The organism is Parafrigoribacterium mesophilum, from assembly GCF_039652555.1.
Lineage (GTDB): Bacteria > Actinomycetota > Actinomycetes > Actinomycetales > Microbacteriaceae > Parafrigoribacterium > Parafrigoribacterium mesophilum.
In genome coordinates this window covers 1159512-1185853 of record NZ_JBDJAF010000001.1, presented here as the reverse complement: position 1 = coordinate 1185853, position 26342 = coordinate 1159512, and the positions used below count along the sequence as shown (strand labels likewise).

27 protein-coding genes and 1 tRNA gene are annotated in these 26342 nt (G+C 65.9%); 16 read left to right on the top strand and 12 right to left on the bottom strand.

Annotated elements, in window-relative coordinates:
- The first annotated feature begins 79 nt into the window (after nucleotides 1–79).
- The 5 genes from ABFX56_RS05625 to ABFX56_RS05605 all read left to right on the top strand — a co-directional run bounded on the left by ABFX56_RS05625 (nucleotide 80) and on the right by ABFX56_RS05605 (nucleotide 4052).
- Nucleotides 80–523 (top strand): hypothetical protein, encoded by a 444-nt coding sequence (locus ABFX56_RS05625; RefSeq protein ID WP_346232282.1) that lies wholly within the window; start codon nucleotides 80–82, stop codon nucleotides 521–523.
- Entirely contained in the window at nucleotides 520–1125 is a 606-nt protein-coding gene (gene folE / locus ABFX56_RS05620; protein ID WP_346232281.1) for a GTP cyclohydrolase I FolE, read from the top strand. The genes ABFX56_RS05625 and folE overlap by 4 nt, the downstream gene beginning before the upstream one ends.
- Nucleotides 1126–1190: 65 nt before the next feature.
- On the top strand, nucleotides 1191–2420 hold the full coding sequence (locus tag ABFX56_RS05615) for an NAD(P)/FAD-dependent oxidoreductase (RefSeq protein ID WP_346232280.1): 1230 nt from the start codon (nucleotides 1191–1193) through the stop codon (nucleotides 2418–2420).
- Nucleotides 2392–3285 carry a dihydropteroate synthase gene (gene folP, locus ABFX56_RS05610; protein ID WP_346232279.1) on the top strand — a complete coding sequence of 298 codons (894 nt, stop codon included), beginning with the start codon at nucleotides 2392–2394 and terminating at the stop codon, nucleotides 3283–3285. Before ABFX56_RS05615 ends, folP begins: the two co-directional genes overlap by 29 nt.
- Nucleotides 3282–4052, top strand: coding sequence for a pyrimidine reductase family protein (locus tag ABFX56_RS05605; protein ID WP_346232278.1), 771 nt, complete (start codon nucleotides 3282–3284; stop codon nucleotides 4050–4052). Before folP ends, ABFX56_RS05605 begins: the two co-directional genes overlap by 4 nt.
- An 85-nt stretch (nucleotides 4053–4137) precedes the next feature.
- On the opposite strand, the gene ABFX56_RS05600 is transcribed toward ABFX56_RS05605, so the two are convergent.
- The 3 genes from ABFX56_RS05600 to ABFX56_RS05590 all read right to left on the bottom strand — a co-directional run bounded on the left by ABFX56_RS05600 (nucleotide 4138) and on the right by ABFX56_RS05590 (nucleotide 8088).
- Nucleotides 4138–5802 carry a DNA repair helicase XPB gene (locus ABFX56_RS05600; protein WP_346232277.1) on the bottom strand — a complete coding sequence of 555 codons (1665 nt, stop codon included), beginning with the start codon at nucleotides 5800–5802 and terminating at the stop codon, nucleotides 4138–4140.
- A gap of 28 nt (nucleotides 5803–5830) precedes the next feature.
- Nucleotides 5831–7687, bottom strand: coding sequence for a helicase-associated domain-containing protein (locus tag ABFX56_RS05595; RefSeq protein WP_346232276.1), 1857 nt, complete (start codon nucleotides 7685–7687; stop codon nucleotides 5831–5833).
- Between the two features lie 116 nt (nucleotides 7688–7803).
- A complete protein-coding gene (locus tag ABFX56_RS05590) occupies nucleotides 7804–8088 on the bottom strand; it encodes a multidrug ABC transporter ATPase (protein WP_346232275.1) in 285 nt (94 codons plus the stop codon).
- A gap of 71 nt (nucleotides 8089–8159) precedes the next feature.
- On the opposite strand from ABFX56_RS05590, the gene ABFX56_RS05585 reads away from it, so the two are divergent.
- On the top strand, nucleotides 8160–8543 hold the full coding sequence (locus ABFX56_RS05585) for a cold-shock protein (RefSeq protein ID WP_346232274.1): 384 nt from the start codon (nucleotides 8160–8162) through the stop codon (nucleotides 8541–8543).
- A complete protein-coding gene (locus ABFX56_RS05580; protein ID WP_346232273.1) occupies nucleotides 8536–9099 on the top strand; it encodes a DUF3027 domain-containing protein in 564 nt (187 codons plus the stop codon). The genes ABFX56_RS05585 and ABFX56_RS05580 overlap by 8 nt, the downstream gene beginning before the upstream one ends.
- Here ABFX56_RS05580 and ABFX56_RS05575 read toward each other — a convergent pair.
- On the bottom strand, nucleotides 9096–9359 hold the full coding sequence (locus ABFX56_RS05575; protein WP_346232272.1) for a DUF2530 domain-containing protein: 264 nt from the start codon (nucleotides 9357–9359) through the stop codon (nucleotides 9096–9098). The two genes, ABFX56_RS05580 and ABFX56_RS05575, sit on opposite strands and share 4 nt — an antisense overlap.
- A 47-nt stretch (nucleotides 9360–9406) precedes the next feature.
- Complete coding sequence (serC, locus tag ABFX56_RS05570; RefSeq protein ID WP_346232271.1) at nucleotides 9407–10513, bottom strand: phosphoserine transaminase; 1107 nt, start codon at nucleotides 10511–10513, stop codon at nucleotides 9407–9409.
- 88 nt (nucleotides 10514–10601) lie between these two features.
- Between serC and ABFX56_RS05565 the strand changes: the two genes are divergently transcribed.
- Nucleotides 10602–11294 (top strand): iron-dependent transcriptional repressor DtxR, encoded by a 693-nt coding sequence (locus tag ABFX56_RS05565; protein ID WP_346232270.1) that lies wholly within the window; start codon nucleotides 10602–10604, stop codon nucleotides 11292–11294.
- Nucleotides 11295–11631: 337 nt separating this feature from the next.
- Entirely contained in the window at nucleotides 11632–12129 is a 498-nt protein-coding gene (locus ABFX56_RS05560; protein ID WP_346233154.1) for an HNH endonuclease, read from the top strand.
- 34 nt (nucleotides 12130–12163) lie between these two features.
- Here the strand turns inward: ABFX56_RS05560 and ABFX56_RS05555 are convergent, their stop codons facing one another.
- Nucleotides 12164–13246 (bottom strand): isopenicillin N synthase family dioxygenase, encoded by a 1083-nt coding sequence (locus ABFX56_RS05555; RefSeq protein ID WP_346232269.1) that lies wholly within the window; start codon nucleotides 13244–13246, stop codon nucleotides 12164–12166.
- Between the two features lie 114 nt (nucleotides 13247–13360).
- Between ABFX56_RS05555 and ABFX56_RS05550 the strand changes: the two genes are divergently transcribed.
- Genes ABFX56_RS05550 through ABFX56_RS05540 form a run of 3 tightly spaced genes read left to right on the top strand, consistent with a single transcriptional unit; the run spans nucleotide 13361 to nucleotide 17062 of the window.
- Nucleotides 13361–14410 (top strand): iron ABC transporter substrate-binding protein, encoded by a 1050-nt coding sequence (locus ABFX56_RS05550; RefSeq protein WP_346232268.1) that lies wholly within the window; start codon nucleotides 13361–13363, stop codon nucleotides 14408–14410.
- A 31-nt stretch (nucleotides 14411–14441) separates the two neighbouring features.
- Entirely contained in the window at nucleotides 14442–16019 is a 1578-nt protein-coding gene (locus tag ABFX56_RS05545) for an ABC transporter permease (RefSeq protein WP_346232267.1), read from the top strand.
- On the top strand, nucleotides 16016–17062 hold the full coding sequence (locus ABFX56_RS05540) for an ABC transporter ATP-binding protein (protein WP_346232266.1): 1047 nt from the start codon (nucleotides 16016–16018) through the stop codon (nucleotides 17060–17062). The genes ABFX56_RS05545 and ABFX56_RS05540 overlap by 4 nt, the downstream gene beginning before the upstream one ends.
- A gap of 6 nt (nucleotides 17063–17068) precedes the next feature.
- On the opposite strand, the gene ABFX56_RS05535 is transcribed toward ABFX56_RS05540, so the two are convergent.
- The 3 genes from ABFX56_RS05535 to ABFX56_RS05525 are packed head-to-tail and all read right to left on the bottom strand — an operon-like array spanning nucleotide 17069 to nucleotide 19583.
- Entirely contained in the window at nucleotides 17069–17833 is a 765-nt protein-coding gene (locus tag ABFX56_RS05535) for a sulfite exporter TauE/SafE family protein (protein ID WP_346232265.1), read from the bottom strand.
- Nucleotides 17830–18780 carry an NADP-dependent oxidoreductase gene (locus ABFX56_RS05530; protein ID WP_346232264.1) on the bottom strand — a complete coding sequence of 317 codons (951 nt, stop codon included), beginning with the start codon at nucleotides 18778–18780 and terminating at the stop codon, nucleotides 17830–17832. The genes ABFX56_RS05535 and ABFX56_RS05530 overlap by 4 nt, the downstream gene beginning before the upstream one ends.
- A complete protein-coding gene (locus tag ABFX56_RS05525) occupies nucleotides 18777–19583 on the bottom strand; it encodes an IclR family transcriptional regulator (RefSeq protein ID WP_346232263.1) in 807 nt (268 codons plus the stop codon). The genes ABFX56_RS05530 and ABFX56_RS05525 overlap by 4 nt, the downstream gene beginning before the upstream one ends.
- 160 nt (nucleotides 19584–19743) lie before the next feature.
- Here ABFX56_RS05525 and ABFX56_RS05520 point away from each other — a divergent pair, with 160 nt between their 5' ends.
- The 4 genes from ABFX56_RS05520 to ABFX56_RS05505 all read left to right on the top strand — a co-directional run bounded on the left by ABFX56_RS05520 (nucleotide 19744) and on the right by ABFX56_RS05505 (nucleotide 22745).
- Nucleotides 19744–20532, top strand: a complete 789-nt coding sequence (locus ABFX56_RS05520) for a maleate cis-trans isomerase family protein (protein ID WP_346232262.1) — start codon at nucleotides 19744–19746, stop codon at nucleotides 20530–20532.
- A gap of 89 nt (nucleotides 20533–20621) precedes the next feature.
- Nucleotides 20622–21821 carry a CaiB/BaiF CoA transferase family protein gene (locus ABFX56_RS05515; protein ID WP_346232261.1) on the top strand — a complete coding sequence of 400 codons (1200 nt, stop codon included), beginning with the start codon at nucleotides 20622–20624 and terminating at the stop codon, nucleotides 21819–21821.
- Nucleotides 21818–22591: an enoyl-CoA hydratase/isomerase family protein gene (locus tag ABFX56_RS05510; RefSeq protein WP_346232260.1), complete on the top strand. Its 774-nt coding sequence runs from the start codon at nucleotides 21818–21820 to the stop codon at nucleotides 22589–22591. The genes ABFX56_RS05515 and ABFX56_RS05510 overlap by 4 nt, the downstream gene beginning before the upstream one ends.
- An 82-nt stretch (nucleotides 22592–22673) precedes the next feature.
- Nucleotides 22674–22745, top strand: a tRNA-Arg gene (locus ABFX56_RS05505).
- Nucleotides 22746–22792: 47 nt separating this feature from the next.
- Here ABFX56_RS05505 and ABFX56_RS05500 read toward each other — a convergent pair.
- The 3 genes from ABFX56_RS05500 to ABFX56_RS05490 form a co-directional block, all read right to left on the bottom strand.
- On the bottom strand, nucleotides 22793–23206 hold the full coding sequence (locus ABFX56_RS05500; protein ID WP_346232259.1) for a nuclear transport factor 2 family protein: 414 nt from the start codon (nucleotides 23204–23206) through the stop codon (nucleotides 22793–22795).
- A 106-nt stretch (nucleotides 23207–23312) separates the two neighbouring features.
- Complete coding sequence (locus ABFX56_RS05495) at nucleotides 23313–24671, bottom strand: MFS transporter (protein ID WP_346232258.1); 1359 nt, start codon at nucleotides 24669–24671, stop codon at nucleotides 23313–23315.
- A 166-nt stretch (nucleotides 24672–24837) separates the two neighbouring features.
- Nucleotides 24838–26325: an aldehyde dehydrogenase family protein gene (locus tag ABFX56_RS05490; protein WP_346232257.1), complete on the bottom strand. Its 1488-nt coding sequence runs from the start codon at nucleotides 26323–26325 to the stop codon at nucleotides 24838–24840.
- Nucleotides 26326–26342: the final 17 nt, after the last annotated feature.

Genomic DNA, 26342 nt, shown 5'->3' with positions numbered 1-26342 from the left:
CTCTAAAAACGTAAATCTTGACAAAAGAAATGAAAGTCTTCTAAAGTCAGGAGCATCAGTTTTATCGAAAGGGATTCCCATGACTACAACGGACACTGTTCGCGACGGCGCGAACAACACAACCCCACTGTTCAAACGAGAGGCCGGTTGGCAGGTGTTCATGATGCTCCGCACCGTGTTCATCGTTGCCCCGCTCCTCTTCGGTATAGACAAGTTCTTCAACCTGATGGTCAAATGGCCTGTCTACCTTGCCCCGATTGTGACGGACGTCATTCCCGTCACCCCCCAACAGTTCATGTACGTCGTTGGTGTGATCGAGATCGTCGCGGCCATCTGCGTGTTCCTGTTCCCGCGCTTCGGCTCGGTGCTTGTCGCAGCTTGGCTGGCCGGCATCATCCTGAACCTGCTGATTCTCGGTAGTGGCTACGATGTCGCACTGCGGGACTTCGGTCTGCTGGTGGCCGCGCTGGCACTGTTCCGGCTGTCCTTCGTGTACTCACGTCCTCGGGTCAAGCGCGCATGAGTTCGATTCTGGAGAGCCAACTCGACCTGCGGCCCGGGCCACGGCTTACCGTCGTCGACGACGACCACCGGGTCAACGTCAAGCGGGCCGAGGCCGCGGTTGCCGAGTTGCTCACCGCCTTGGGTCGCGACGTGACGAACGAGCACTTGGCGGACACCCCGCGTCGGGTCGCCGCGAGCCTTCGCGAGCTGCTCACCCCGCGCGAGTTCACGATGACCACGTTCCCGAACGAGGAGGAGTACTCCGAGCTCGTGCTCGTCCGCGACATCCCGTTCGATTCGCTGTGCGAGCATCATCTGCTGCCGTTTCGTGGCGTGGCCCATGTCGGCTACGTACCCGGTGACCGGCTGGTCGGCTTGTCCAAGCTCGCCAGGGTGGTGGAGTTGTTCGCCAAAGACCTCCAGGTGCAGGAGCGGCTCACCAAGCAGATCGCCGACTATGTGGAAGAAAAGCTCAACGCGCGCGGCGTTGGCGTCGTGCTTGAAGCGGAGCACCTGTGCATGTCGATGCGCGGCGTGCGCGCCGGCGGAGCGCACACGAAGACGTCGACCTTCCTCGGCGTCCTCGCCGAGAACGCCTCGCTGCGCCAGCAGTTCGCTTAACTGGGTGCCGCATCCGGCCCCGCAACCACCAGTATTGATAGCAAACCCCGTAATGGAGGCAACACGTGTCACAGAATGAGAAGTTCGTCATCGTCGGAGCTGGCCTGGCCGGCGCATCCGCGGCAGAGACGCTGCGGTCGGAGGGCTTCGATGGCAGCATCGACCTGATCGGCGCTGAGCCGTATCGTCCGTACATCCGTCCGCCGCTGTCCAAGGAGTACCTCAGCGGCAAGGACGAGTTGGAGAAGGCGTTCGTCCATCCCGAGGATTGGTACACGAAGAACAACGTCAACCTGAGAACCGGGACCACGGCGTCATCCGTCGATGCGGCGGCGCACACCGTCACCCTGTCGGACGGTGAGTCGATTCACTACGACAAACTGCTGCTGGCGACCGGATCATCACCACGGCGACTGCCGCTTCCCGGCACCGATCTCGACGGCGTATATTACCTGCGCACCCTCGACGACTCCAAGGCACTGCACAGCATCCTCGAAGCCGGTGGCAAGCGACTCGTGCTGATCGGCTCTGGCTGGATCGGCATGGAGGTCGCCGCAACGGCCAAGACGCTGGGCAACGATGTGACGATCCTCGAACGGGACCCGATTCCGCTGGCCGTGGCGCTCGGTGACGACTTGGGACGGATGTTCCAGGGCGTGCACGAGGAACAGGGCGTCATCATGCGCATGTCGCTCACTGTGGCATCCATCGTCGGCGCCGAGGGCCGGGTTGCCGGTGTGCGCATCGACGGCGGCGAAGTGGTGCCGGCCGACCTGGTGCTCGTGGGCATCGGCGCGGTCCCGAACGTCGAGCTGGCGAAGACCGCCGGGCTCGAGGTGGACAACGGGATCGTGACGGACGAGTCGCTGCGCACCAGCGACCCGGACATTTACGCCGCCGGCGACGTGGCGAGCGCCTACCATCCGATCGCGAAGATGCGGTTGCGCAGCGAGCACTGGGCCAACGCGCTGAAGGGCGGGCCGGTCGCGGCGAAGGCGATGCTCGGGCAGAGCGTCTCCTACGACGACATCCCGTACTTCTACACCGACCAGTTCGACATCGGCATGGAGTACTCCGGGTTCGGCCCGATGACCAAGGGCGCGAAACTGGTGTACCGCGGCAACCCGGAAAGTCACGAGTTCATCGTGTTCTGGGTCGCCGACGGCAAGGTGGTCGCAGGCATGAACGTGAACGTCTGGGATGTGAACGAGGACGTGCAAGGCATCATCCGCCGGGGGAACACGGTGGATCCTGCGAAGCTGGCCGATGAGAGCGTCCCGCTGGGCAGCCTCTAAGGTGGGGCGGCTGATCGGGTCCCGCACCTTCGACTTCGACAGGCAAGTCGCGGTGATGGCGATCATCAACCGCACTCCGGATTCGTTCTTCGATAAGGGGTCGACCTTCGCGTTGGATGCGGCGGTGACGGCGGCGCAGACCGCCGTCACCGACGGCGCCGATTGGGTCGACGTCGGCGGGGTGCCGTTCGGGACCGGCCCGGTGGTCGGCCTTGACGAGGAAATCGACCGCATCGTGCCGCTCGTGCAGGCTATCCACGCCAGTTCTGACGTGGTGATCTCGGTCGACACGTTCAACGCGCAGGTGGCCAGGCGCAGCATCCAGGCCGGTGCCGCCGTGATCAACGACACCAGCGGGCTCTGGGACCCGGACATGGCCAGGGTCGTCGCCGACAGCGCCGCGACGCTCGTGCTCACGCACAGCCTGAACCCGCCGCGCAGCGAACCGCCGAGCCCGCACTACGACGATGTCGTGGGCGAGGTGGTCGCGTTCCTGTGCGACCGAGTGGACCGGGCGGTCGCGGCCGGCGTCCCGCTGGACCGCCTCATCGTCGACCCGGGTCACGACCTCAACAAGAACACACTGCACACCCTCGAGATCACCCGCCGGTTGGAGGAGATCGTTGCGATCGGGCTGCCGACGCTGGTCGCGGTGTCCAACAAGGACTTCATCGGTGAGAGCCTGGATCGGGAGCAGGGGTTCCGACAAAACGGATCTCTCGCCGCTGCGGTTTTGTGCATCATGAAGGGTGCGCGCATCGTTCGGATGCACGATGTTCCCGCCGCCGTCGACGCTGTGCGCATGACCGAGGCGATTCTGGGGTTCCGCAAACCCGTGTACACGCGGCATAACATGGCGGGATGACTTCAGACTCGACCACCATCGACCGGATTTGGCCGCAGCCGGGCCTGCAGGACCTCGACGACGAGCAGTTACTGTCGAGCTACCGGTCCGCCCCCGGGCAGTGGCTGCGGGTGAACTTCGTCTCTAGCGTCGACGGTGCGGTGTCGGCAGGCGGTTTGTCCGCCGGGCTGTCCGGTGTCGCGGACAAACGCGTGTTCACCCTGTTCCGGCGACTCTGCGACGTCGTGCTGGTGGGTGCCGGCACCGTGCGGGACGAGGGGTACGGACCGATGCGGGTCGACGCGGATGACGCGCAGTGGCGGCGCGCCTCCGGCCGTCCGGAGCAACCGGTGTTCGCCATCGTGTCCGCGTCGCTCAACCTGGACCCGGCATCCGAGATCTTCACCCAGGCGCCGGTGCGGGCAATCGTGGTGACGATCGGCTCGTCGCCCAGGGCCAAACGGGAGGCGCTTGCGGCAGTGGCCGATGTGATCGTGTGCGGCCACGACGCGCTCGACGTGAATGTCATGGTCGAAGAGCTCGCAGCCCGCGGCCTAGGGCAGGTGTTGTGCGAGGGCGGGCCGACGCTGTTCGGTGCCATCCTGGCGGCGGATCGCGTCGACGAGCTGTGCTTGACGGTGAGTCCGCTACTCGAGTCCGGAACGGCCGGCCGGATCGTCAAGGGCGACCTGCCGGCCCCGCTCGGGCTGACCCTGGAGCAGGTGCTGGTCTCCGATGGCACCCTCCTGCTGCGCTACCTGCGCACATCCCGCACCCCGTCGTCTTAACCCCGTTTCACGGAGTTTCTGTTCGACAGGCCCCCGGATCCCCGGGCCGGGGTCGGCGGGTGACAGTTTTTCCTTGAAACGGGTGCTAGGCGGCCGCGTCGAGGTTGCGTGCGTCGAGGATGGTGTAGCTGTAACCCTGCTCGGCGAGGAACCGCTGCCGGTTCTGGGCGAAGTCCTGATCGACGGTGTCGCGGGCGACGAGGGTGTAAAAGTTGGCCGGCAGACCGGACTCCTTCGGACGCAGCAGCCGGCCGAGGCGCTGCGCCTCCTCCTGCCGCGAGCCGAACGACCCGGACACTTGAATGGCCACGGTCGCCTCGGGCAGGTCGACGGAGAAATTGGCCACCTTGCTCACCACGAGCACCTTGGTCACCCCGTCACGGAACTCCTGGTAAAGCCGTTCACGCTCGTCCACCGCGGTGGCGCCGGTGAGCTTCGGGGCACCCAGCGCCTCGGCCAGTTCGTCGATCTGGTCGAGGTACTGCCCGATCACGAGGATGCGTTCGCCGCGGTGCTTGTCGACCAGCTGTCGCACCACACTCAGCTTCGCCGGGGCGGTGGCCGCAAGCCGGTACCGTTCGTCGTCGGCGGAGGCGGCGTACTCGAGCCGGTCGGACCCTGGCAGGTCGATTCGCACCTCGTAGCAGGAGGCCGGTGAGATGAAGCCCTGCGCCTCGATCTCCTTCCAGGGAGCGTCGAACCGCTTCGGGCCGATCAAGCTGAACACGTCACCCTCCCGCCCGTCCTCGCGCACCAGCGTCGCGGTGAGGCCGAGCCGACGGCGGGCTTGCAGTTCGGCGGTGAGCTTGAACACCGGCGCCGGCAGCAGGTGCACCTCGTCGTAAATGACCAAGCCCCAGTCCATGGCATCGAGCAGCGCGAGGTGGGCGTACTTGCCCTTCCGCTTTGCGGTGAGGATCTGGTAGGTGGCGATCGTGACCGGCCGCACCTCTTTGACCTGGCCGGAATACTCACCAATCTCCGCCTCGGTGAGCGTGGTGCGTCGCAGCAGCTCGCTACGCCACTGCCGCGCCGCGACGGTGTTGGTCACCAGCACCAGTGTGTTGGTCTGGGCCGTGGCCATGGCTCCGGCACCGACGAGGGTCTTGCCGGCGCCGCAGGGGAGCACGATCACGCCGGAGCCCCCAGAGAAGAAGTTGTCCACCGCGTGCACCTGGTACGGGCGCAGGTGCCAGTTGCTTTCGTCCAGGGCGATCGGATGCGGCGTGCCAGGGGTGTAGCCGGCGCGGTCTTCCGCAGGCCAGCCCAGTTTGACCAACTCCTGTTTGAGCTGACCCCGAACCCAGGGTTCGATCGTGCGCGCCCCGTCTGGAAGGGTGCCGGTGATCAGCGGAGCGACCCGTTTCGCCCTGACGATCTCCGCCAGCACCGCGGGATCGGTGGAGTGCAGCGACAAGACGCCGTCGGCATCCCGTTCGATGACCAGTCGGCCGTACCTCGCCACCGTGTCCGCGATGTCCACGGCCACGCTGCGCGGCACCGGGAACCGTGAGTAGCGCTCCAGGGTGGCGATCATGCTGTCCGCGGTGTGCCCGGCGGCACACGCGTTCCACAGGCCGAGGCGGGTGATGCGGTAGGTGTGCATGTGCTCGGGCGCCCGTTCGAGTTCTGCGAACACCGCCAGGTCGTGCCTGGCATCCTCGGCGTCCGGGTGCGCGACCTCCAGCAGCACGGTGCGGTCGCTTTGGACGATCAGGGGGCCGGACACGGATTCGGGCTGGCCATTCACGCTGGCCAGTCTACGGTTGCCACCTGGGTCAGGATGCGGCGGCCGGGCTCAGCGAGACGATGCTGCTCAGCGGGAGGGTGCGCTCGATCGCGGACTTGCGGTCGTGCGCGCGCAATCGGCCGTTGCCCACACTGGCGGGCACCAGCAGGTAATCGACCACGGCGCCGCCCGGCATCGCAACACTCACCGACAGGGTGGCCCTTTCTCGGATGGCCACTTCGAGCCGTCGGGAGAGCCAGGCCTGGCCGGTGTCGCTCGGCGCTTCTGCGGCTTGCCGCCGCAACCGGGCGATCAGCGCCAGCAGCGCGTCGTTCTCGCCGGATCGCTTGGCCTTGGCCATGCGGTTGCGGTGCAGCGCAATGATCTCGCGCCGCTCGTTTTCGGCGGCTACCGGGTACCTGGCATCGGTCAGCGCCCAGAACAGCAAGTCGGGTTCCAGCCGGCTGATCATCCGATCCGGTGCGATCCTGGTCAGGGCAAGTCCGGACAAACTTTGGTCGACTCGGATCATGTCCAGCAGGTTCGGATGGTCGGTGCGCAGGTAGCTGCGGGCGGCAGCGCCGGCGGAGTCGGCATCGTGCAGCGGACCGACTCTCAGCAACCCATACCGGGCAGCGGCCTCACCGATCAAATAGCGCACCGGCTGCGGGATGCCGGTCGGGGCGATCTTTGTCAGGAAGGCGAGGATCGACTCCGCGCTTTCCCCATGGGCCAGGGCGCGGTTGACGCTTGCCGTGGAGATGCGGTAGCTCGAGGCCAGGGTGCGGCTGTCGGGGTCCGCAAGAGCGCGCAGGCGGGCATCCACGTGCGGCGCGAGCGGTCCTGGCGCCACGATGGAGAGGTCGTGCTGCAGGTACACCGTCTCGACTGCTGGCGGAAACCGGCTGGTCATCACCTTTTCGGCCGTGTCGTCCTCGGCCAGCAGCAGGGTGCCCGGTGTGCTGGACGTTCCGTTCGCGGTGACGCCGAGCAACTCGGCATCGCGTGCACATTCGGCGACTCGGCTGGCCATCCACTCGCCGCCTGCCGGGTAGTACCAGCGTGTGTAGGTGCGCAACTCGTCACCCCAGATGGCGTGCGATCGGGAGCCCAGAACGCGGCGCACACCGAACGGCAGCGCCGCAACCCAGGCGCCGGCGACCTCCGCCCAACGTCGGCCGGAGGACTGCTGCAGCCAGGATGCGCCTGCCTCGGTGATCAGCCACGACCCGTTTTCGAGAGCAACCAGACCGGCGCGGCAGGCGAGTGAGAGGAAGACGGCGACCGTGCCGGGGTCCACCGCCATGACGTGGGCCAGGCGTTTGGTGTCCGGCAGGGACACCCCGCCCTTGGCCAGCTCTCGCGCCGGATCGCGCTCAAGTTCCATGAGAAGTTCCGCGGTCGCCGTGGTCGCGGAGAACGCCCGATCCGCGGCGAGCCGGTCGATCGCGCGCTGGTCGATTTTGAGGACGCGGCCGGTCACGGCGGGCGGCGGCGACCCGGCGAGATCCTCCAAACTGGGGACCGGGCTGCTTGACGTGGTGTCGAAGTGCTCATCGACGCAGCTGTACGAGCCGTAGCCGGTTCCGCGCGGCTCCAGCAGCAGCAGCGCAGAGGCGTGGTCCGCGCGGCGCGCGATCACCGCCGTGTCCCAGGGCCGATCGGAGTATTCGGACAATTGGGAGACCACATCGCCGATGCTGGCGCGCTCGTCGGGGTCGGAGGCGCCGCCGGTGATGCGACCTACCGCGCCGATCACCGCCAGGGTGGTCCGGTCCAGTCTGGTCAGTGCCCGCCGCACCGCTGAGCGGTCGAGGAACGCCTCGGCCAGATCGAAAAGATCGTTGATCCCGGATGCGCGGATCTCACGTCCCACCATCGCGTGCCGAAGCTGCGCATCGGTCATGGTGCGCAGTCTTCGTGCCAACGAAAGGGTGTTGCTCATTCGGGTCCCGTCCCGTCAGGCCCGGGTTATGCGCCTGAACACCGACGGTTCCATTGTGCTCTGATTCTCACTCAGCGCTAGGGCTTGCCGTCCCCGCGCGATAAGCGGCGCCGGCGGCGGGCACTAGACAGCACCAGCCAGATGATCAGGATGATCGCCAGGGGCAGCCCGAGATACGGCGTCCAGGCCACCGCTGGCCACAGCCCCGTTCCGAAGTCTGCGGCGTTCATTCCCGACCAGGTGCCGACGATGATCGCCAGGAACGACAGCACTGACAGTGCCACGGCAACCACGATGGTGTATGCCACGATGCGCTCGCGACGTTCGAGGGCGTCTGTGTCAGCCTGGGTATCCTTTGCCACAGGTCAAGGATACTCAGCCGCAACTGCCCGTATGCTTGAGCATCAAGGAAGTACGGGAAAGAGGTAGTGGCATGCCCACCGGCAGAGTCAAGTTTTTCGATGACGAGAAGGGCTTTGGCTTCATCAGTTCGGATGAAGGCCAAGAGGTCTTTTTGCACGCCTCCGCGCTTCCCGCCGGCATCACCTCGGTGAAGGCTGGCACCAAACTGGAGTTCGGTATCGCCGATGGGAAGCGCGGCGCACAGGCGTTGTCGGTGCGTCTCGTCGAGGCGCCGCCGAGCCTGGCGAAGATGAGCCGCAAACCCGCGGACGACATGGCGATCATCATTGAGGACCTGGTCAAGGTGCTGGACGGACTCGGTTCCAACCTCAAGCGCGGCCGGTACCCCGAAAGCAGCCATGGCAAGAAGATCGCCGCGATGCTGCGCAAGGTTGCGGACGAACTGGATGCCTAGCGCCGAATCCCAGAAACTGGGCGCTGCAACTCGCGGCGCGACTGCGGCCGACGTCGAACTCGCCCGTCACGCGCTGCTGGAAATCACCTCGGCTGACACCATCGGCGACCCGGCCGGCTCGATCGACGAGGGCGATGGCGTAGTCTCGGTCTACTTCAGCACCAATCTGCCCGGATACCCCGGCTGGCGGTGGACGGTGAGCGTCGCACACCTCGACGGTGGTGACGCAAGCGTGCTCGAAACCGAGCTCACCCCGGGAGACGATGCCCTGCTGGCCCCGGACTGGGTGCCGTGGGTGGATCGGCTGGCCGAATATCAAGCCGCTCAGGCGGCCGGCGCGTTCGCCGAGGACGGTGACAACGTCGACCCCGACGACGACGATGATGACGACGTAGATGATGACGACGAGATCGACGACGACGAGGACGACGACGAGGACGACGAGGACGACGACGAGGTCGAGGAGAGCGACCTGTTGCACGCCGGGGACCTTGATGGGGTGGACATCGACGAGGTCGACCTCGACAGTCCGGGTATCAGCCGGGCCGAGCGCTAGCGGTTCAGTCGTTCACCGGCGTTCGCCGCGTGGCGCTGCCGATACACGAAGGCCAGCCCGAGCGCACCGAGTACCGCGCCGATGATGCAGGCCCAGGTCCAGGTGCCGTCGCCGGTGGGTCCGGCCGGTCCGGATGCGATGAGCACGGCGCCCAACACGACCAGCCAGAGGATCGCTCCGGTGATCAGCGGTGTGCGGTCGTCGGTGACCGCGGGCGCGGGGTCCGGGTGACGCTCGGAGTCCTTCAACCACAGTCGCATGCGCCCAGGCTACCCGCCTGAGGCCGACGCCGAACTAGCGGCCCGCGTTACAGGTTCGGTACCACATAGTCGATCGAGCCGATCAGCCGGCGCACGTCGTCCGGCTCGACGGCCACGAACGTGGCGATCCGCAATTGGTTCCGGCCGAGCTTGCGGTACGGCTCGGTGTCCACGACACCGTTGGCCCGCAGCACCGCCGCGACCGCCGCAGCGTCGATGGTTTCGTCGAAGTCGATGGTGACGACCACCTGCGAGCGATGGTCGGGATTGGCGACGAACGGTGTGGCGAACTCGGAGGCTCTCGCCCAGTCGTAGAGAAGGGATGACGACTCCAGGGTGCGCGCGTTGGCCCACGCCAGCCCACCGTTGCCGTTGATCCACTCGATCTGGTTCTCCAGCATCAGCAGGGTCGCGATCGCGGGGGTGTTGAGCGTCTGATTGAGCCGCGAGTTGTCGATGGCGTTCTTCAGACTGAGGAACTGCGGAATGTAACGGCCGCTGGCCGCGATCTGCTCGACGCGTTCGATGGCAGCGGGGGAGAACAGTGCGAGCCACAGGCCCCCGTCCGAGGCGAAGTTCTTCTGCGGGGCGAAGTAGTAGACATCCGCTTGGCTCGCGTCGAAGTCGATGCCGCCCGCAGCGCTGGTGGCATCCACCACCGTGAGTGCTCCCGGGTCGGCGACGACCCGCGACACCGGCGCCATCACGCCGGTGGAGGTCTCGTTGTGCGGCCAGGCGTAGACGTCCACGCCGGCGAGGGGTTCGACCTCGCTGCGCGACCCGACCGGCGCATCGACCACGTGCGGGGTCAGCAGGAACGGAGCTGACGCGGCCTTGGCGAACTTAGCCCCGAATTCACCGAAGGTGAGATTCTCGCTGCGGTTCTTGATCAGGGAGTAGGCGGCCGCATCCCAAAACGCCGTCGATCCGCCGTTTCCGAGCACCACCTCGTAGCCGTCGGGAATGCGGAACAGGTTGCCGAGACCCTCCTGCACCCGCGCCACCACGTGTTTCACCGGGTTCTTGCGGTGGGAAGTGCCGAGCACGCCGGCGCCGGTGAGGTAGGCCAGCTGCTCGGGGCGCACCTTCGACGGTCCGCAGCCGAAGCGTCCGTCGGCGGGTAACAAGTCAGCGGGAATCGTCAGATCGGCCATGAACAGATTCTAGAGGAACCGGCGAATGCGGGGACTTTCGTGACAGAGGTTAGGCTTACCTCTGGGTGAGCGATCGGAGGATGCATCGATGACGGATCTCATTGACACCACTGAGATGTATCTGCGCACGATCTATGAGCTCGAAGAAGAGAACATCATTCCGTTGCGGGCGCGCATCAGCGAACGCATCGGCCATTCCGGCCCGACGGTGTCCCAGACGGTGGGGCGGATGGAGCGGGACGGCTTGGTCGTCGTCGAGGGCGACCGCCACCTGGTGTTGACCGCAGACGGCCGCCGCAAGGCTGTCGGCGTGATGCGCAAGCATCGCCTCGCGGAGCGGCTGCTCGCCGACGTGATCGGCCTGGATTGGGCGCTGGTGCACGAGGAAGCCTGTCGCTGGGAGCACGTGATGAGCGAGACGGTCGAGCGTCGTATCGTGACGTTGCTCGAACATCCGCTGCACTCGCCGTACGGCAACCCGATCCCGGGTTTGGACGAGTTGGGTGACCATCCCGCGGAGAAGTTCAGCCAGGGTGTTGTGAATATCGTGAACTTCGTGCTCGGTGCAGTCGGCCCGGTCAAGGGTGTCATCCGCCGCCTGGGCGAGCCGGTGCAGTATGAACCGGATCTGCTCCAGCAGTTCCGCGCCGCCGGCGTGCTGCCCGGCGTCAAGGCGAGCTTCTCGGGCACCGGCGGCTACGTCGTCGTGCAAGTGGAGGGCCAGGACGAGACGCTTGAGCTGCCCAACGAGGTGGCCCAGCACGTCTACGTGGGCATCTGATGCGCCGATGCCGGTCGATCTGCGGCGAGCCCAGTGGTTGCACAGCCAGTTTGTGCGTTAATCTAGAGTCCTCATAGTTCGTGAAGGATGTTTTCGGGAGAGCCGATGACGGGGCAGTGCATCATCCAAACCGTGGATGCGTGCGCGCTTCGGACTCGGCAATGTAGCCGGGCGTGTTTCTGCACGTCTCACACCTAGGCACTGTCGTTTCGACGGTGTCTTTTTGTTTGGGTCTTGTGATTGTTTGCGCACCGGACCGGCCGCTGCTCCTGCCGAGCGAACGATGAGGTGAGTCGGATCCCTGGAAGCCGTCCAGGGACTGGTCGATGGGATGAGAATGCGCACGCTAGTGCTCAACGCGGGCTTCGAGCCCTTGGCCGTGGTGTCCTTCAAGCGGGCGCTGGTGTTGGTGATGAACGAGAAGGCGACGGTCGTCGCGATCGACCCTGAGCATCCGGTGTTCGGCACGTCCGGCACCTGGGATCGCCCGTCGGTGATTCTGCTCCGCCACTACGTTCGCATCCCGCACCGGCGCTTGGTTCCGGTCAGCCGCAGGGGCGTGCTACGCCGCGACGGCCAGCGATGCGCATACTGTGCGAAATCGGCGACGACCATCGACCACGTTCTACCCCGCTCGCGCGGCGGCGCCGACAGCTGGGAAAACCTGGTGGCGTGCTGCCTGCACTGCAACAACCTGAAGGGTGACCGTACTCCCGCGGAGATGCACTGGACGCTGCGCATCAGGCCGCGCGAACCGCACGGCACGGCATGGTTGGTGCGCGGCATCGACCGGGAGCAACCGCAGTGGCAGGAGTTCCTGGCACCGGCCGCCTGACCTGTATCGGTGATCGAGCCGCTGGTGGTGCAGCCTACTGCGACGCGGCCGCGCCGGTATCCGAGGCGATCAGTTCCGGGTGGTGCAGCCTGACCACGTCCGGATGCGATCGAACCCAGCCCTTGAGCACGTTGGCCCCGTATGCGGCCAGCATCGGGTTCTTCGGGTCGTCCGAGATGCCGCGCGACTGACTTGCCAGATCCGGTGGAAGCTGCACCGGCGCGATGACCGCGTCCAGGCGCGGGGACCAGAAGAACGGGATCGAATAGCGGTCCACTCCGGGAGGCGGCGCCTGCACCCTGTGGATGGTGGCGGAAAGGTAGCCGCTGGTAGCCACTTCCAGCATTTCGCCCAGATTGACGACGAGCGCGCCCGGGATCGGTTCCACCGGGATCCAGGTCTGGCTGCCCGGCGGAAGAACTTCCAGCCCGCCGACGCTGTCTTGCAACAGCAGGGTGACGAACCCGTAGTCGGCGTGCGTGCCGACGCCCTGATCTCCGGCTTCCTGCACCACGTTGCCTACGTAGTGCACGAGTTTGGCCATCCAGGCGGGGGTGCCGGCGAAGGCGTCGTCGAAATGGTCCGCCGGCTGGCCCAGGGCGACGGCGATGGCGCTGAGCAATTCCGCGCCCACCTGCGAGAGCGACTCCGCCCACGCCATCGCGACCTGCCGCAGCCGGGGTAACGCGGCATCCGGCCACAGGTTCGGTCCCTGCACGAGCCAGTACGGCTGGTTCGACGGGTAGTGCTCCACAGCCGGCCGATCCGGGCCGAAGTCCAACTGCTCCCGCGCATCCGGCCGCCCGCGTGTGAGTTCGTGTCCGAGCCTGGTGTAACCACGGAAATGTGGGGAAGTGCGATTGTCCAGCTTCAATCGCTCCTCGAGCGGAAGGTCGAACAGCTGGCGGGTGACCTCGAAGATGTCATCGACCTGGGCCTCGGCCGGACCGTATCCGATCAACTGGAAGAAGCCGATGTGATGGGCCGCCGCGCGCAGCGAGTCGATGAAGTCCGGGTTGAACGAGCCGTCGGCGCGCCGGGCCGTGCTCAGGTCGAGGACCGGAATGGAGGCGGGCGACGAGCCCGCAGGCAAATCTGACGTGTTCAGTGCACTCACTCTTGCAAAGTACCATCGAGCCCCGCGGCTCGGTGGAATGTTTCGTCGCGCAGACCCCCACATTCTTAGGCTAGGCTTACCTTGTTTCCCTCCCGCAGCCAGCCAGAAAGCGCCATGCGAGCCCACACCACAACCACCACGTTCCTCGCGGTCTCCGCGGTTCTTGCGCTCACTCTCACCGGGTGCGCCTCCAACGCCCCCAGCGCGACGCCGGCGAAATCCGACTCCCTGGCCGGCACCCAGATCACGGTCTACAACGGCCAGCACGAGGAACTCACCCAGGCCTGGGCGGATGCCTTCACCGCCGAGAGCGGCGTCAAGGTCGTCCTGCGCAATGCCAACGAATCGGAACTCGCCAACCAGATCGTGCAGGAGGGCGCCGCCTCTCCGGCCGACGTGTTCCTCACCGAGAACTCGCCGGCCATCGCATTGGTTGAGAACAAGAAGCTGCTCGCTCCGGTGAATGCCGCCACTCTGCAGGCGGTGCCGGCCCAGTTCCGGCCGTCGACCGACAAGTGGACCGGCATCGCCGCTCGCTCCACCGTGTTCGTGTACAACCCGACATTGCTCGAAGAGGACCAGCTGCCCAAGTCGCTGCTCGATCTCGCCGGACCACAGTGGCAGGGCCGCTGGGCGGCATCGCCCGGCGGGGCCGACTTCCAGGCCATCGTGTCCGCACTTCTGGAGCTGAAAGGCCCCGATGCGACCCTGGAGTGGCTGACCGGCATGAAGAAGAACTTCTCGGCGTACAAGGGCAACAGCACGGTGATGAAGGCGGTCAACGCCGGCGACATCCCTGCAGGCGTGATCTACCACTACTACTGGTTCGCCGATCAGTCCGGAACGAAGGAGAACAGCTCCAACACCAAGCTGTACTACTTCAAGAACGAGGACCCCGGCGCCTTCGTCAGCGTCTCCGGGGGCGGTGTGCTGGCCTCGTCCAAGCATCAGGCCGCAGCGCAGGCCTTCCTGAAGTTCATCGTGGGCGAGGCCGGGCAAAAGGTCCTGCAGACCGGCACCAGCTTCGAATACCCGGTCGCCAGCGATGTCGCCGCGAACCCGGCGTTGCCTGCGCTCGACTCACTGGAAGCGCCCGCCATCGACCCCACGAAGCTCAACAGCCCCGAGGTCGCCGATCTGATGACGCGGGCCGGGCTCATCTAGCCATGCAGTGCAGCCCACAGGCCGGCACACCATGGTCCTGACCCGAACCACGAGAGAACCGCTGGGCATCCGCGCGGGCCGCAAGGTCGGCGGCGGATCCGGGCCGAGCGCCGGTTTTATCGCGCTGGTCGTCGTGATCACCCTGGTGACGCTGATCCCGATCGGATACGTCGTGTCGATTGGGCTGCAGATCGGCTGGAGCACGCTGGCTCCATTGATCTTCCGGCCCAAGGTGGGCGAGCTGCTGGTCAACACGGTGCTGCTGGTGTTGATCGCCACGCCGTTGTGCGTGGTGCTGGGTGTCGGCGGCGCCTGGCTGGTGGAACGCACCAGCGTGCCGGGGCGCCGTGTGTGGGCGATACTGCTCGCCGCACCGTTGGCCATCCCCGCCTTCGTCAGCGGTTACGCCTGGGTGAGCGCCGTGTCATCCATGGCGGGACTGGGTGGCGGGCTTTTCGTGGCCACCCTGGCCTACTATCCGTTGGTATATCTGCCGGCGGCCGCGGCGATCCGAGGTCTTGACCCGGCGCTCGAAGAGAGCGCTCGTTCCCTCGGCTACAGTTCCTGGGCGGTCTTCGTCCGGGTCGTGCTGCCCCAGTTGCGTCTGGCGGTGTGGGGCGGAGCGCTGATCGTTGCCTTACACCTGTTGGCGGAATACGGCGCGTTCGCGCTGCTGCGCTTCGACACCTTCACCACGGCCATCATGGTGCAGTTCCAGTCGTCGTTCGCCGGGCCGGCAGCCAGTGCGCTGGGGGCGGTGCTGGCGACCCTGTGCCTGATGCTGCTGGTGCTCGAATCCGCCACGCGCGGCCGGGCCCGGTACGCCAGGGTCGGCTCCGGCGTGCCGCACGCCGCCACAGTGTTCGCCCTGCGGCGGTGGAGTGTCCCGACGCTGCTCTGTCTGGGCCTTCTGATCATCCTCGCCGTGGGAGTACCGGTCACCAGCGTGATCCGCTGGCTCAGCTATGGTGATCCATGGGCACAGCCGGCGCTCGCCGCGGCCCTCGCGCAAACCGCGTTTCTGGCCGGCGGCGGTGCGGTGCTGACGGTGCTCATGGCGCTTCCGGTGGCCTGGCTCTCGGTGCGCCATCCCAGTCGGATCAACCGGGCGATCGAGGGTGCCACCTATGTCGCCAGCAGCTTGCCGGCCATCGTCATCGCGTTGGCCCTCGTGACGGTGGCCATCCGGTTGGTGCCGTCGCTGTACCAGACCGCGTTCACGGTGCTGTTGGCCTATGCGCTGATCTTTCTGCCGCGCGCGCTGGTGAGCGTGCGCGCCGGTATTGCCCAGGCCCCCATCGGCTTGGAGGAGGCAGCGCGTGCCCTCGGTCGTTCCCCGTTGCAGGCCAGGGTGCTGGTGACCCTGCCGCTGCTGCTGCCATCCATTGCCGCCGGCACCGCGCTGGTCGCGCTCGGAGCCGCCAACGAACTCACAGCGACCCTGCTGCTGGCCCCCAACGGCACCAGCACCTTGGCCACAGGATTCTGGTCGGCGACGGCGGCGTTACGCTACTCTGACGCTGCCCCCTACGCAGCCCTGCTCATCCTGCTGTCCATCCCCGCCGTGGCGATCATGTTTGCCCAATCTCGAAAGGCCTCCCGCGGATGACGTCGCTGAAGCTGGATGGCGTATCGAAGTCTCTCGGCGGTGTCGAGGTGCTGCACGGCATCTCGCTGAGCGTGCGCTCCGGCACCCGAGCGGCGATCGTCGGATCCTCCGGCAGTGGGAAGAGCACGCTGCTGCGGCTGATCGCGGGGTTCGAGCGGACGGATGCCGGCACCATCGTGCTTGACGGACAACCCGTGTGCGGACCGGCTGACTTCGTGCCGGCGCATCGCCGTGGCGTTGGCTACGTTGCGCAGGACGGTGCGCTGTTCCCGCACCTCACCGTGGAATCCAACATCGGCTTCGGTCTGCGCGACCGGACCGCGAAAAAACAGCGAGTGCTCGAGGTGTGCGAACTGGTCAACCTCGAGACCAGGTTCCTGCGCCGCTTCCCGCACGAGTTGTCCGGCGGTCAGCAACAACGCGTCGCCCTGGCGCGCGCGCTCGCACCGGCGCCGGGGGTCATCCTGCTCGATGAGCCGTTCAGCGCGCTGGACACCGGGCTGCGCGCGCACACCAGACAGTCGGTGATCGACGCCCTCGATCGCGCCGAGGTCACCACCATCCTGGTCACCCACGACCAGGACGAGGCCATGCGATTCGGCCACGAGATCGGCGTTCTGGAGGACGGTCGGTTGATCCAGTACGGCCCGCCGGATGATGTGTTCGGCGATCCGTCGACCCCGCTGACCGCGCAATTCCTCGGTGCCGCGATCTTCGTGCCGGTTCGACGTCGCCAGGGGCAGGCGGTATCGGCGCTCGGGGTGCTCCCGGTGCGGCATGATCACGGCGACCGAGACGGGGCGGCATGCGCGCTGATCCGGCCGGAGCAACTGTCCGTCGCCGCCTCCGGCGCCGGGTCGCCCGCTCGGGTGGAGTCCGTGCGCTCCCACGGCTCCCACATCGAGATCGACCTGACCATCGACGGGGATCCCGAGCCGATCGCCCTCACCCTCCGACTGCCCCGCTACCGATCGCCGGAGTTCCTGCCGGGCAGCACGATGCGGGTGTGCGTGGGCGGCAGTGTGGTGCTGTACGACGCCTGAGAACGTTCACTTCGTGTAGAAGTACACCACAGCGGCGATACCGATCAGCACGATGACGATCCGGTAGATCACCGGCGGCAGGCGCCGGCCGACCCTGGCACCCAGTTGGCCGCCGAGAATAGCGCCAAGGGCGATGATGCCGCCGGCGAACCAAGCCACGCTGGTGGTGAACACGAAGACCAGGGCCGCAGCCCCATTGGCGACCGCCGCGAGCACGTTCTTGTAGGCATTGGCCTTCTGCATGTCGCCGGGCAGCATGATCGACAGGAGCGCGAGCAGAATGACTCCCTGCGCGGCTCCGAAGTAGCCGCCGTACACGCCGGTGAGCCCGGTGGTCGTGAGGAGCGTCGTTGCTCGGGCCGATCCGCCCGGCCGAGTCGCCGTGGCCCGTCGGAACGCCCAGCGTTTCAGCGATGGCGCTGCCACGACGAGAACGCACGCAGCGATGATGAGCACCGGCACGATCGCATCGAACGCGGAGGCGGGCAGTACCAGCAGCAGTAGTGCCCCGGCGGCACCGCCGACCAACGAGCACGCCGCAAGAGGCAGCACTCCGCGGGCCTCTCCCTTCAGCTCGTGCCGGTAGGCGATCGCGCCGCTCACCGAGCCGGGCAGCACTCCGATGTTGTTGGTCACGTTGGCCAGCACCGGCGGGTATCCGAGCGCCAGCAGCGTGGGGAAGGTCACCAGGGAGCCGGAGCCGACGACGGTGTTGATCGTCCCCGCCGTCGTCCCGGCCACGAACAGCAGCAAGGCCTCTAACCAGGTCACGGAGTGGGCACCAGCACGATCTTCCCGTTCACGTGACCGGTCTGGCTTTGCCGGTGTGCGTCGGCCACCCGCTCCAGCGGATAGATGGCGGCGATGTCGATCTCGAACAGCCCGCGTTCGGCAAGGTCGGCGGCGACGGCCACGCCCTCCACCCGTAACGCCCTGCCCTCCGAACCGAGTCCTCCGCCGAAGTGTTCGCTGAACAAGCGGATGCCGAGGTCCGCTGCGGCCTGGAAGGCCACCAGCGTCGCGATCCTGGACCGGTCGGCAACGAGGTCGAGTGACGTATGCAGGGCCTCGTCGGTGCCGGCGATGTCGAGCGCCACGTCGATGCCGCCCGGTGCGGCGGCGCGAAGCCGCTCGAGTAGGCCGTCCCCGTAGGCGACCGGGATCGCGCCGAGTTCGGCGAGCCGGGCGTGATGCGCCGGGCTCGCTGTGGCGATGACGGTCAGTCCCCACTGGTGGGCGAACTGCACGGCGGCCAGGCCGACGGCTCCGCTGCCGGCGTGCACCAGTAGCGTTTCTCCGGCGCGCACTCCCAGGGACTTGAGCGACTGATACGCGGTGCCGGCGGGCATCCCGAGCGCGGCTCCTTCCTCGAAGCTCAGCGACGGGGGCTTGCTCGTGAGTCGTGTCGACGGTGCAGCCACCCGACTCGCGTACGCGCCGGTCAATCCGCGCGCGATGACGGCGTCGCCCACGGCGAACCGGCCGGGATCGGCTCCAACCGAGGTGACCACGCCGCACGCGTCGGAACCCAACCCGATCGGCTCCGTGAGGGGGCCGCTGGCGGTGCGTCCCTCGCGGATCTTCCAGTCAATCGGATTGACGCCGGCGGCACGCACGTCGATGACGACGCCGTCTTCCGGGGCAACGGGGTCCGGGACCTCGACGACTTCGAGCACCTCGGGGCCGCCGAAGCTACGGATGCGCACCGCACTGGTCATGATTTCTTCTCCTCGGTTGCTGCTGGTTCCAGCCCGGACGGATGTCCGAGCGCCACGCTTGCCGCTCGCGCCGCGGCGGACACGGCCGGGCCGAGGCGCTCCACGTCGTCAGGCCCCACGCGCTGGGTCGGGAACCCGATGCCCAGAACGGCGACCAGGTCCCCGGTGTGGCCGAACACCGGCCCGCTGATAGAGCCGACGTCGATGTTGCGTTCGCCGAAGGCCGCGTAGAAGCCCTGTTCCCGTGCCACGGCGCTTTGCGCGTCCAACTGCTCCATGCTCGTCGGGGTGGACGGGGTGAAGACGGTCAGATCGGTGCCGAGGAGCGCTTCGCGGGCATCCGGGTCGAACGCCAGGAAGATCTTGCCCGGCGCGCCGGCGTGAATGGGCAGCACCTGCCCGACCCGGAATGGGCGCATGATCACGTGGCGGGTTTCGGCGACGCCGACGACGGTGCGGAACGCACCATCCCGGACGTACAAGCATGCCGACTCCTCGGTCTGGTCCCGCAGTTCCTGCAGGATCGGCTTGGTCAAACTCACGATATCCAGTGCGAAGGTACCGGGCATCGACCACTGCACCAGCCGGAGTCCGATGCGGTAACGGTCGCGGTCCCGGTCGAGGTAGCCCTCGCGCACCATGTTCTGAACCAGGCGTTGGCACGTGCTGGCGGGAAGACGCGTCTGCCGGGTGATCTCTTGCAGCGTCGGGTCCGGGGATTCGAGCGAAAAACAGTTGAGGATTTCGGTGATTTTTCGCAGCAGCAGGATTGGGGCGGATCCCGAACCCGGTGTCTTTGCCACGCTGCCGCTCTTCTCGCGATGGGTGCTCGACGAGCACCATGGTGCTCCGAAGTCTCTCGTCAAAAAGATAGCGTGAAGACTTGACACTCGGAGACAAAACTCACAAGCTGGGTTAGGAACCCACGTACTGAGTTCCATCATAACTGCGGAGAGGCCGATCGTGGGCGCAACGGGGACAGCGGAAGACCACAAGACGCGCACGGCGATCTCCAAGGTTGGCCTGATCGTCCCCAGTTCGAATACCACGATGGAAACCGAGTTACCCGAACTGTTCCGGCGGCAGACCGCGGTGACGGGCCACCGATACACCTTCCATTCGGCGCGAGCCACGCTGCACAGTGTCACCAGGGACGAGCTGGCGGCCATGGTGGACAAGGCTGCGGACTGCGCCGTCGCGGTCTCCGATGCGGATGTCGATGTGATCGCCTATGCGTGCCTGGTCGCGGTGATGGCCCAGGGGCCGGGGGCGCACACCGGTTCCGAGGCGGTACTCGCCTCGGCGGCGAAAGACAATGGCCATCCAGCCGCCGTAACGAGCAGTGCCGGTGCGCTGGTGCGCACTCTGAAGCTGCTGGACGCCAAGAAAGTGGCCATGGTCACGCCCTATGTTCCAGAGCTGACCGCGCTGGTCAGCGATTACATCGTCGGGGCCGGGATTGCCGTCCATGACGTCATCGGTCTCGAGGTGTCCGACAACCTGCTCGTGGGCCGGCTGGATCAGCGGGAGTTGCCGGGGATCGCACGGAGGTTGAAGCGTGACGGCGTCGATGCGATCGTGCTTTCGGCGTGCGTGCAGATGCCGTCCCTGGAGGCCGTGCAAACGGTGGAAGACGAGCTGGGGCTGCCCGTGGTCACCGCCGCCACCGCAACAGCGTTCGAAATTCTCCACGCTCTCGGCCACCGGCCTGCGATATCGAATGCTGGCGCGTTGCTAGCCGGTGGATTCTAGACGGGACAGACTTTTCAGATACTGCGCGGGCGTCAAGTCCGCGACGGTGACACATCAAATCAAGATAGATCAACGCAAACGGAGTGGATATGACAGTACGGACCGGCGCCCTGCAGGATCTCTTGGTCCTGGATCTGACGCGGATCCTGTCCGGGCCGTTCGCCACGATGACGCTCGCCGACTTGGGTGCGGATGTCGTCAAGGTCGAACAGCCGGGCACCGGGGATGACACCAGGGCCTGGGGTCCGCCGTTCCAGGGCGATGCGGCGGCGTACTTCTTAGCGGTGAACCGGAACAAGCGCAGTATCGCGGTGGATCTGAAGTCGTCGGAGGGCCGCGCCGCGGTGTGGAAGCTCGCGATGAAGGCCGACGTGCTGGTGGAGAACTTCCGGCCGGGGACCGCAGCTCACCTGGGGTTCGGCTTCGACGAACTGTCGAAGGGCAACCCCGGGCTCGTCTATGCGTCGATCAGCGGATACGGCCAGACCGGCCCGGAATCGCAGCGACCTGGGTATGACGCGATTGCGCAGGCGCGCAGCGGCATCATGAGCGTCACCGGGGAGACCGACGGCCCGCCGGTGCGAGTCGGGGTGAGTAGCGCCGATATCGCTGCCGGGATGTGGGCGACCATCGGCATCCTGGCGGCGCTGCATGAAAAGCAGCGCACGGGGCACGGTCAATGGGTGGATATCAGCCTGCTGGACGGGTCGGTGGCCTGGCTTACCTATGTCTCCAGCGGCTACTTCGCCAGCGGCAACGTGCCGCGTCGCTACGGTTCGGCGCATCCGACCATCGTGCCGTACCAGGCGTTCGCGTCTTCGGATGGCTTCGTGATGGTCGCGGTGGGCAATGACAGTCTGTGGCAGCGCTTCACTAAGGCGATCGAGCGGGACGATTTGGCGGCCGATGAGCGGTTCACTACGAACTCACTGCGGGTGAAGCATCGGGAGGTGCTGGTGCCGCTGATTGCCGACATTCTCGCGAGTCGCCCTACCGCACAGTGGGTTCGGGCGCTGGATGAGCACGGCGTGCCGGTCGGGCCGATCCAGACCGTGGATGAGGCGTTGGCCGATCCGCAGGTGCTGGCGCGCGGCATGGTCTCCGAGGTGGAGCACCCCACTGCGGGCATGGTCAAGACCGTTAGCTGCCCGATCCGGCTCACCCGCACGCCGGTGGCGGTGCGTACCGCGCCGCCGCTGCTGGGGCAGCACACCGACGAGGTACTCGGAGAACTTGGCTTCGACGGCGACGCCATCACGTCACTGCACGCGACCGGAGTAGTGCAGTGACCAGCGCATCGGCGCCGGGGGCTGCCGAGGTCAGCCGGTCGGGCGCCGTGGCGACGATCACGATCGGGACCGGCGAACGCTTCAACGCGATGGGCCGGGCGGAGTGGCGGGCCCTGGAAGGCATCGCGACGGCCTTGGCTGACGACGAGTCGCTCGAAGCGGTGGTGGTCCGTGGCGGAGGTGGTCGGTTTTCCGCCGGTTCGAACCTCAATGACTGGAACGGCGCTACCTCCGCCGAGGTGGATGCGAGTTTCGCGGAGATAGAGGCGGCGCTGCAGGCGGTGGAGAACCTCCCGATGCCGACCGTGGCGGTCGTTGAGGGGGTTGCGGCGGGAGGCGGCTGCCAGCTGCTGCTTTCGTGTGATCTACAGCTGGTGGCCCGCTCCGCCAGACTCGGAATGCCGACGGCGCAGCTGGGTATCTTGGTTCCGCCGTCGTTTGCGAATCGGTTGTCGCTGCGGATCGGGCCGTCCAGAACGAAAGATCTACTGTTCGGGGGAGTGCTGCTTCAGGCGGAGCAGGCGGCCGCCATCGGGTTGGTGACCACGGTGGTGGCGGACGGGCAATTGGACACCGAATTGGCGCGCCTGCTGGAGCGGTGGGGTACGCAGTCGGCCGCAGCGCTGCGCGCGGCGAAGGCGGCCGTCAACCTCGGGCTGGCTCCGCTGGAGCAGCCGGCTCGCGACCGGGTGGTCGGCGCGGTCTCGGACCCAGGCGAGTTTCCCAAGCGGGTGGATGGCTTCCTGCACCGAAAGAACACTGCGCACTGAAAGAACACTGCGCACTGAAAGAACACTGCGCACTGACCACTTCGGCATTCGCGAGCTGGCTTCGGTAAACTCGGGGAGGCCAGCCTCTGTAGCTCAACGGAAGAGCAGTTCCGTCCTAAGGAAACGGTTGGGGGTTCGAATCCCTCCAGGGGCACTTTGTGATGAGTCGCGACATGTGCCTCGAGGCGAGTGCGTCGCGTTCTAGACGATCGGCGTTTTGCCTTGCTCGCCGTCCGCCCACACGTTGAATGTCGCTTCCCAAAAAGCAATGCGGCCGTTCTTCATGGTCCAGAACTCGCAGCCGCGGCCGTGCATCAGTGCTTGGGTCTGCGCATCGACCCAGCTTCCCGTCCACGCGCCGGCAATGACATTGCCCGTGATCGCGCGGAGTTCTTTCTTCAGCCGGTAGTTCTTCTGGCGTGCAAGCCGGCTCCCGATGAATTTCCGGGCTTCGGACAAACCGTGGATGGCGGGAAAGTCCGCGTAGAGGATCGTGATGTCCGGATCGAAGCTCGCCAGGATCGCTTCAAGGTCTCCGGCCGAGTAGGCGCGTTCCGCCTCCCGCTGCAGTTGGTCGGCCAACGCGACGGTGATCTCGTTGTCTGTTTCTTGCATAGTTCTCGGCGCTCCTTGTCAGTACGCGGCACGTCTAAATATAAGAAGCACCTCTGCAGCGTGCCAGGATGTGCTCCGACACGCTGCAGAGGTGCTGTGGTGCTACTTACTTAGCGACCCGCTCCGCGCGGTCTGCCCTCGGCTCGTACGTGTCGGCCGAGGAGATGTCCGACTTGGAGTAGTCCTTCAAACCGAACGCCGCCGCGATCGTGATCAATGCTGCGACCAGCATGTACACGGCCACCGCGTAGCCGGTCCCGAACGTGTGCAACAGCCAGGTTGCAATCAACGCCGCGGGGCCGCCGGCGATGATCGACGACAGCTGGTAGCCGAGACCCGAACCGGTGTAGCGCAGGTTGGTCGGGAAGTTTTCGGCAATGATGGATGCCTGGGGACCGTACTGCATGGCGTGGGGGATCAGCGCAACGATCAACGCGATGAACACCACCCACGCGATGCCACTGTCCAGCATGGCGAAGTAAAGGAAGCCCCACACACCGGTGATTCCGGCGCCGATGAGGTAGATCTTCTTGCGACCGACCGTGTCGGAAAGGTGCCCGAAGTACGGTACCAGGAACAGTTCGAATGCCGCCGCGATCATGGTGCCGATCAGTACGAAGTTGTACGAGTACTTGTGGGTGTCGTCGGTGAGGTAGGACAGCACGAACGCGGTCACGATGTAGAACGGCATCTGCTCTGACATGCGCAGCAGTGCGGAGAGTACGACCTGCTTCGGGTACTTGCGGAGCACCTCAAGCACCGGCGACTTGCGGGCCGTCTTGGTCTCGAGCACCTTCTTGAACATCGGGGTCTCTTCGATCCGGATCCGGATGTAGAGGCCGACCGCCACCAGTACCAGGCTGAGCAGGAATGGAATCCGCCAGCCCCAGGCAATAAAGGCATCCGTGCCCATGGCTCCGTTGAACAATGCCATCAGTCCGGTGGACAGGATGATGCCGATGGCAACGCCCAATTGCGGCCAGCTGGCCATCAAGCCGCGGCGCTTCTGGTTGCCCCACTCCATTGACAGCAGGATGGAACCGCCCCACTCGCCGCCGACTGCGATGCCCTGGAAGACACGCAGCAGGATCAGGATCACCGGTGCCGCGTAGCCCCAGGAGTCTTGGCCGGGAAGCACACCGATCAGCGCGGTGGAGACTCCCATCATCACCAGGGTCGTGATCAGCATCGCCTTGCGGCCGATGCGGTCACCCCAGTGTCCGAAGATCGCGGCTCCGACCGGCCGGGCCAGGAAGCCTACGAAGTAGGTGGCGAATGACGCCAGCAGGGCCAGGTAGGGGGTCATCTCCGGGAAGAACACGTGTGGGAACACCAGTGCGGCTGCGGCGCCGTAGAGGAAGTAGTCGTACCACTCGATGGTGGTGCCGATGGTGCTGGCGACCGCCGCTTTGCGCACTTGGCTGCGTCTTTCGTGGTCGGTTAGCGCCGTCCCAGTATTTGACATCGTTGTCTCTCTTTCCATTTCTTTCTCAGGGGAGTACCGATAAGGGTTTAGTTTTCCGGTTGGTGATTGTCAAGCAACACGCCGTAGGTGGCGAGCGAGAGGTTTTCTGACGACTGTCCGCGCCTGGGCGGGCTTCCTCGTCCGGAATTGTACCGCTGACTGTGCCTCACACGTTTAGGTTGATCGATATGTGTTTGCGGTGCGTGTACGACTCGAGCATTCCCTCGAGCGAGAACTCGCGGCCCATGCCGGAGGTCTTGTAGCCACCGTATGACTGCCCGAGAACCTGGCCGCCGCCGTGGTTCACCTGCACCCACCCGGCGTCGATGCGGTGCGCGGTGCGGATCGCGGCACCGATGTTCTTGGTGTGCACGAACGCCGAGAGTCCGTAGTGCGTGTCATTGGCCATGGCGATGACCTCGTCCTCGTTCTCCCAGGGGATGGCAACCACCACCGGTCCGAAGATCTCCTGCCGGTTGATGTTGAAGCCGTTGTCGATGTGCGAGAACACCGTGGGCGTAGCGAAGTAGCCGCGGGACAGCGGTCCTTCGGTCGGCGGCATCCCTCCGGTGAGCACAGTGCCGCCCTCCACCTTCATGCCCTCGTCGATGAACCCGCAGACGCGATCGAATTGCTTCTTGTTGACGATCGCACCGAGGTCGGAAGCCTCGTCCAGCGGGTCGCCGACCTTCATCGCCGCGACCTTGGCAGCAAACTTCGACATGAACGAGTCGAAGATCGACTTGTGCACGAACAATCGCGATCCAGCGGTGCAGGACTGCCCCTGACGGAAGAATCGCATTCCCATGATCGCGGCGTCCACCGCCCAGTCGTCGTCCGCATCCGGAAACACGATCTGCGGATTCTTGCCGCCGAGCTCCAGGGACACCGGGATGATCCGCGACGCTGCTGCGGAAAGGATGCGGCTGCCCACGGCCGTCGACCCTGTGAATGACAGCTTGTCGACATCCGGATTGTTGATCAAGGCTTCGCCGGTGACCGCGCCCACCCCGTGGACGACGTTAAGCACCCCCGGCGGCAGGAACTCCTGGCAGATCTTCGCAATCTCGAGGATCGCGAAGGGTGCGTCCTCCGCGGTCTTGAGAACCAAGGTGTTGCCGGCGGCGATGGCCGGGGCGATCTTCATGGTGCCGAGCTGCACGGGCGCGTTCCACGGGATGATGGCGCCGACAACGCCGTACGGTTCGCGCCGCGAGTAGTCCAGCTTGTCGATCGACAGCGGAATCTGCTCGCCCTTCACCTCGCTGGCCAACCCGCCGAAGTAGCGGAAGGTGTCGACTGCGAAGGCCAGTTCCCCGCGGGACTGCGTGCGGATCGCGTTACCGTTCTCCAGCGACAGGATCTTCGCGATCCGATCCGTGTTTTCCTCGAGCCGGTCGGCGATTTGGGCCAGAATGCGCCCGCGCGCCCTGGGCGCCGTGTCCCGCCAGGCGGGGAACGCCCGTCGTGCGGCCGCCACGGCGGCGTCGACGTCCCGCGTCCCGCCCTGTGCGGCGGTGCCCATGACCTCCCGGTCACGTGGCGCGATCACGTCGAGTGTCTGGTCGTCGGCCGACCCGGTGAGTTCACCGCCGATGATGTGTTCTGCGAAGGATATGCCAAGTTCGTTCTTGGCTATGTCGGCAGAGATCATGTAAAAATTGCTCCCTC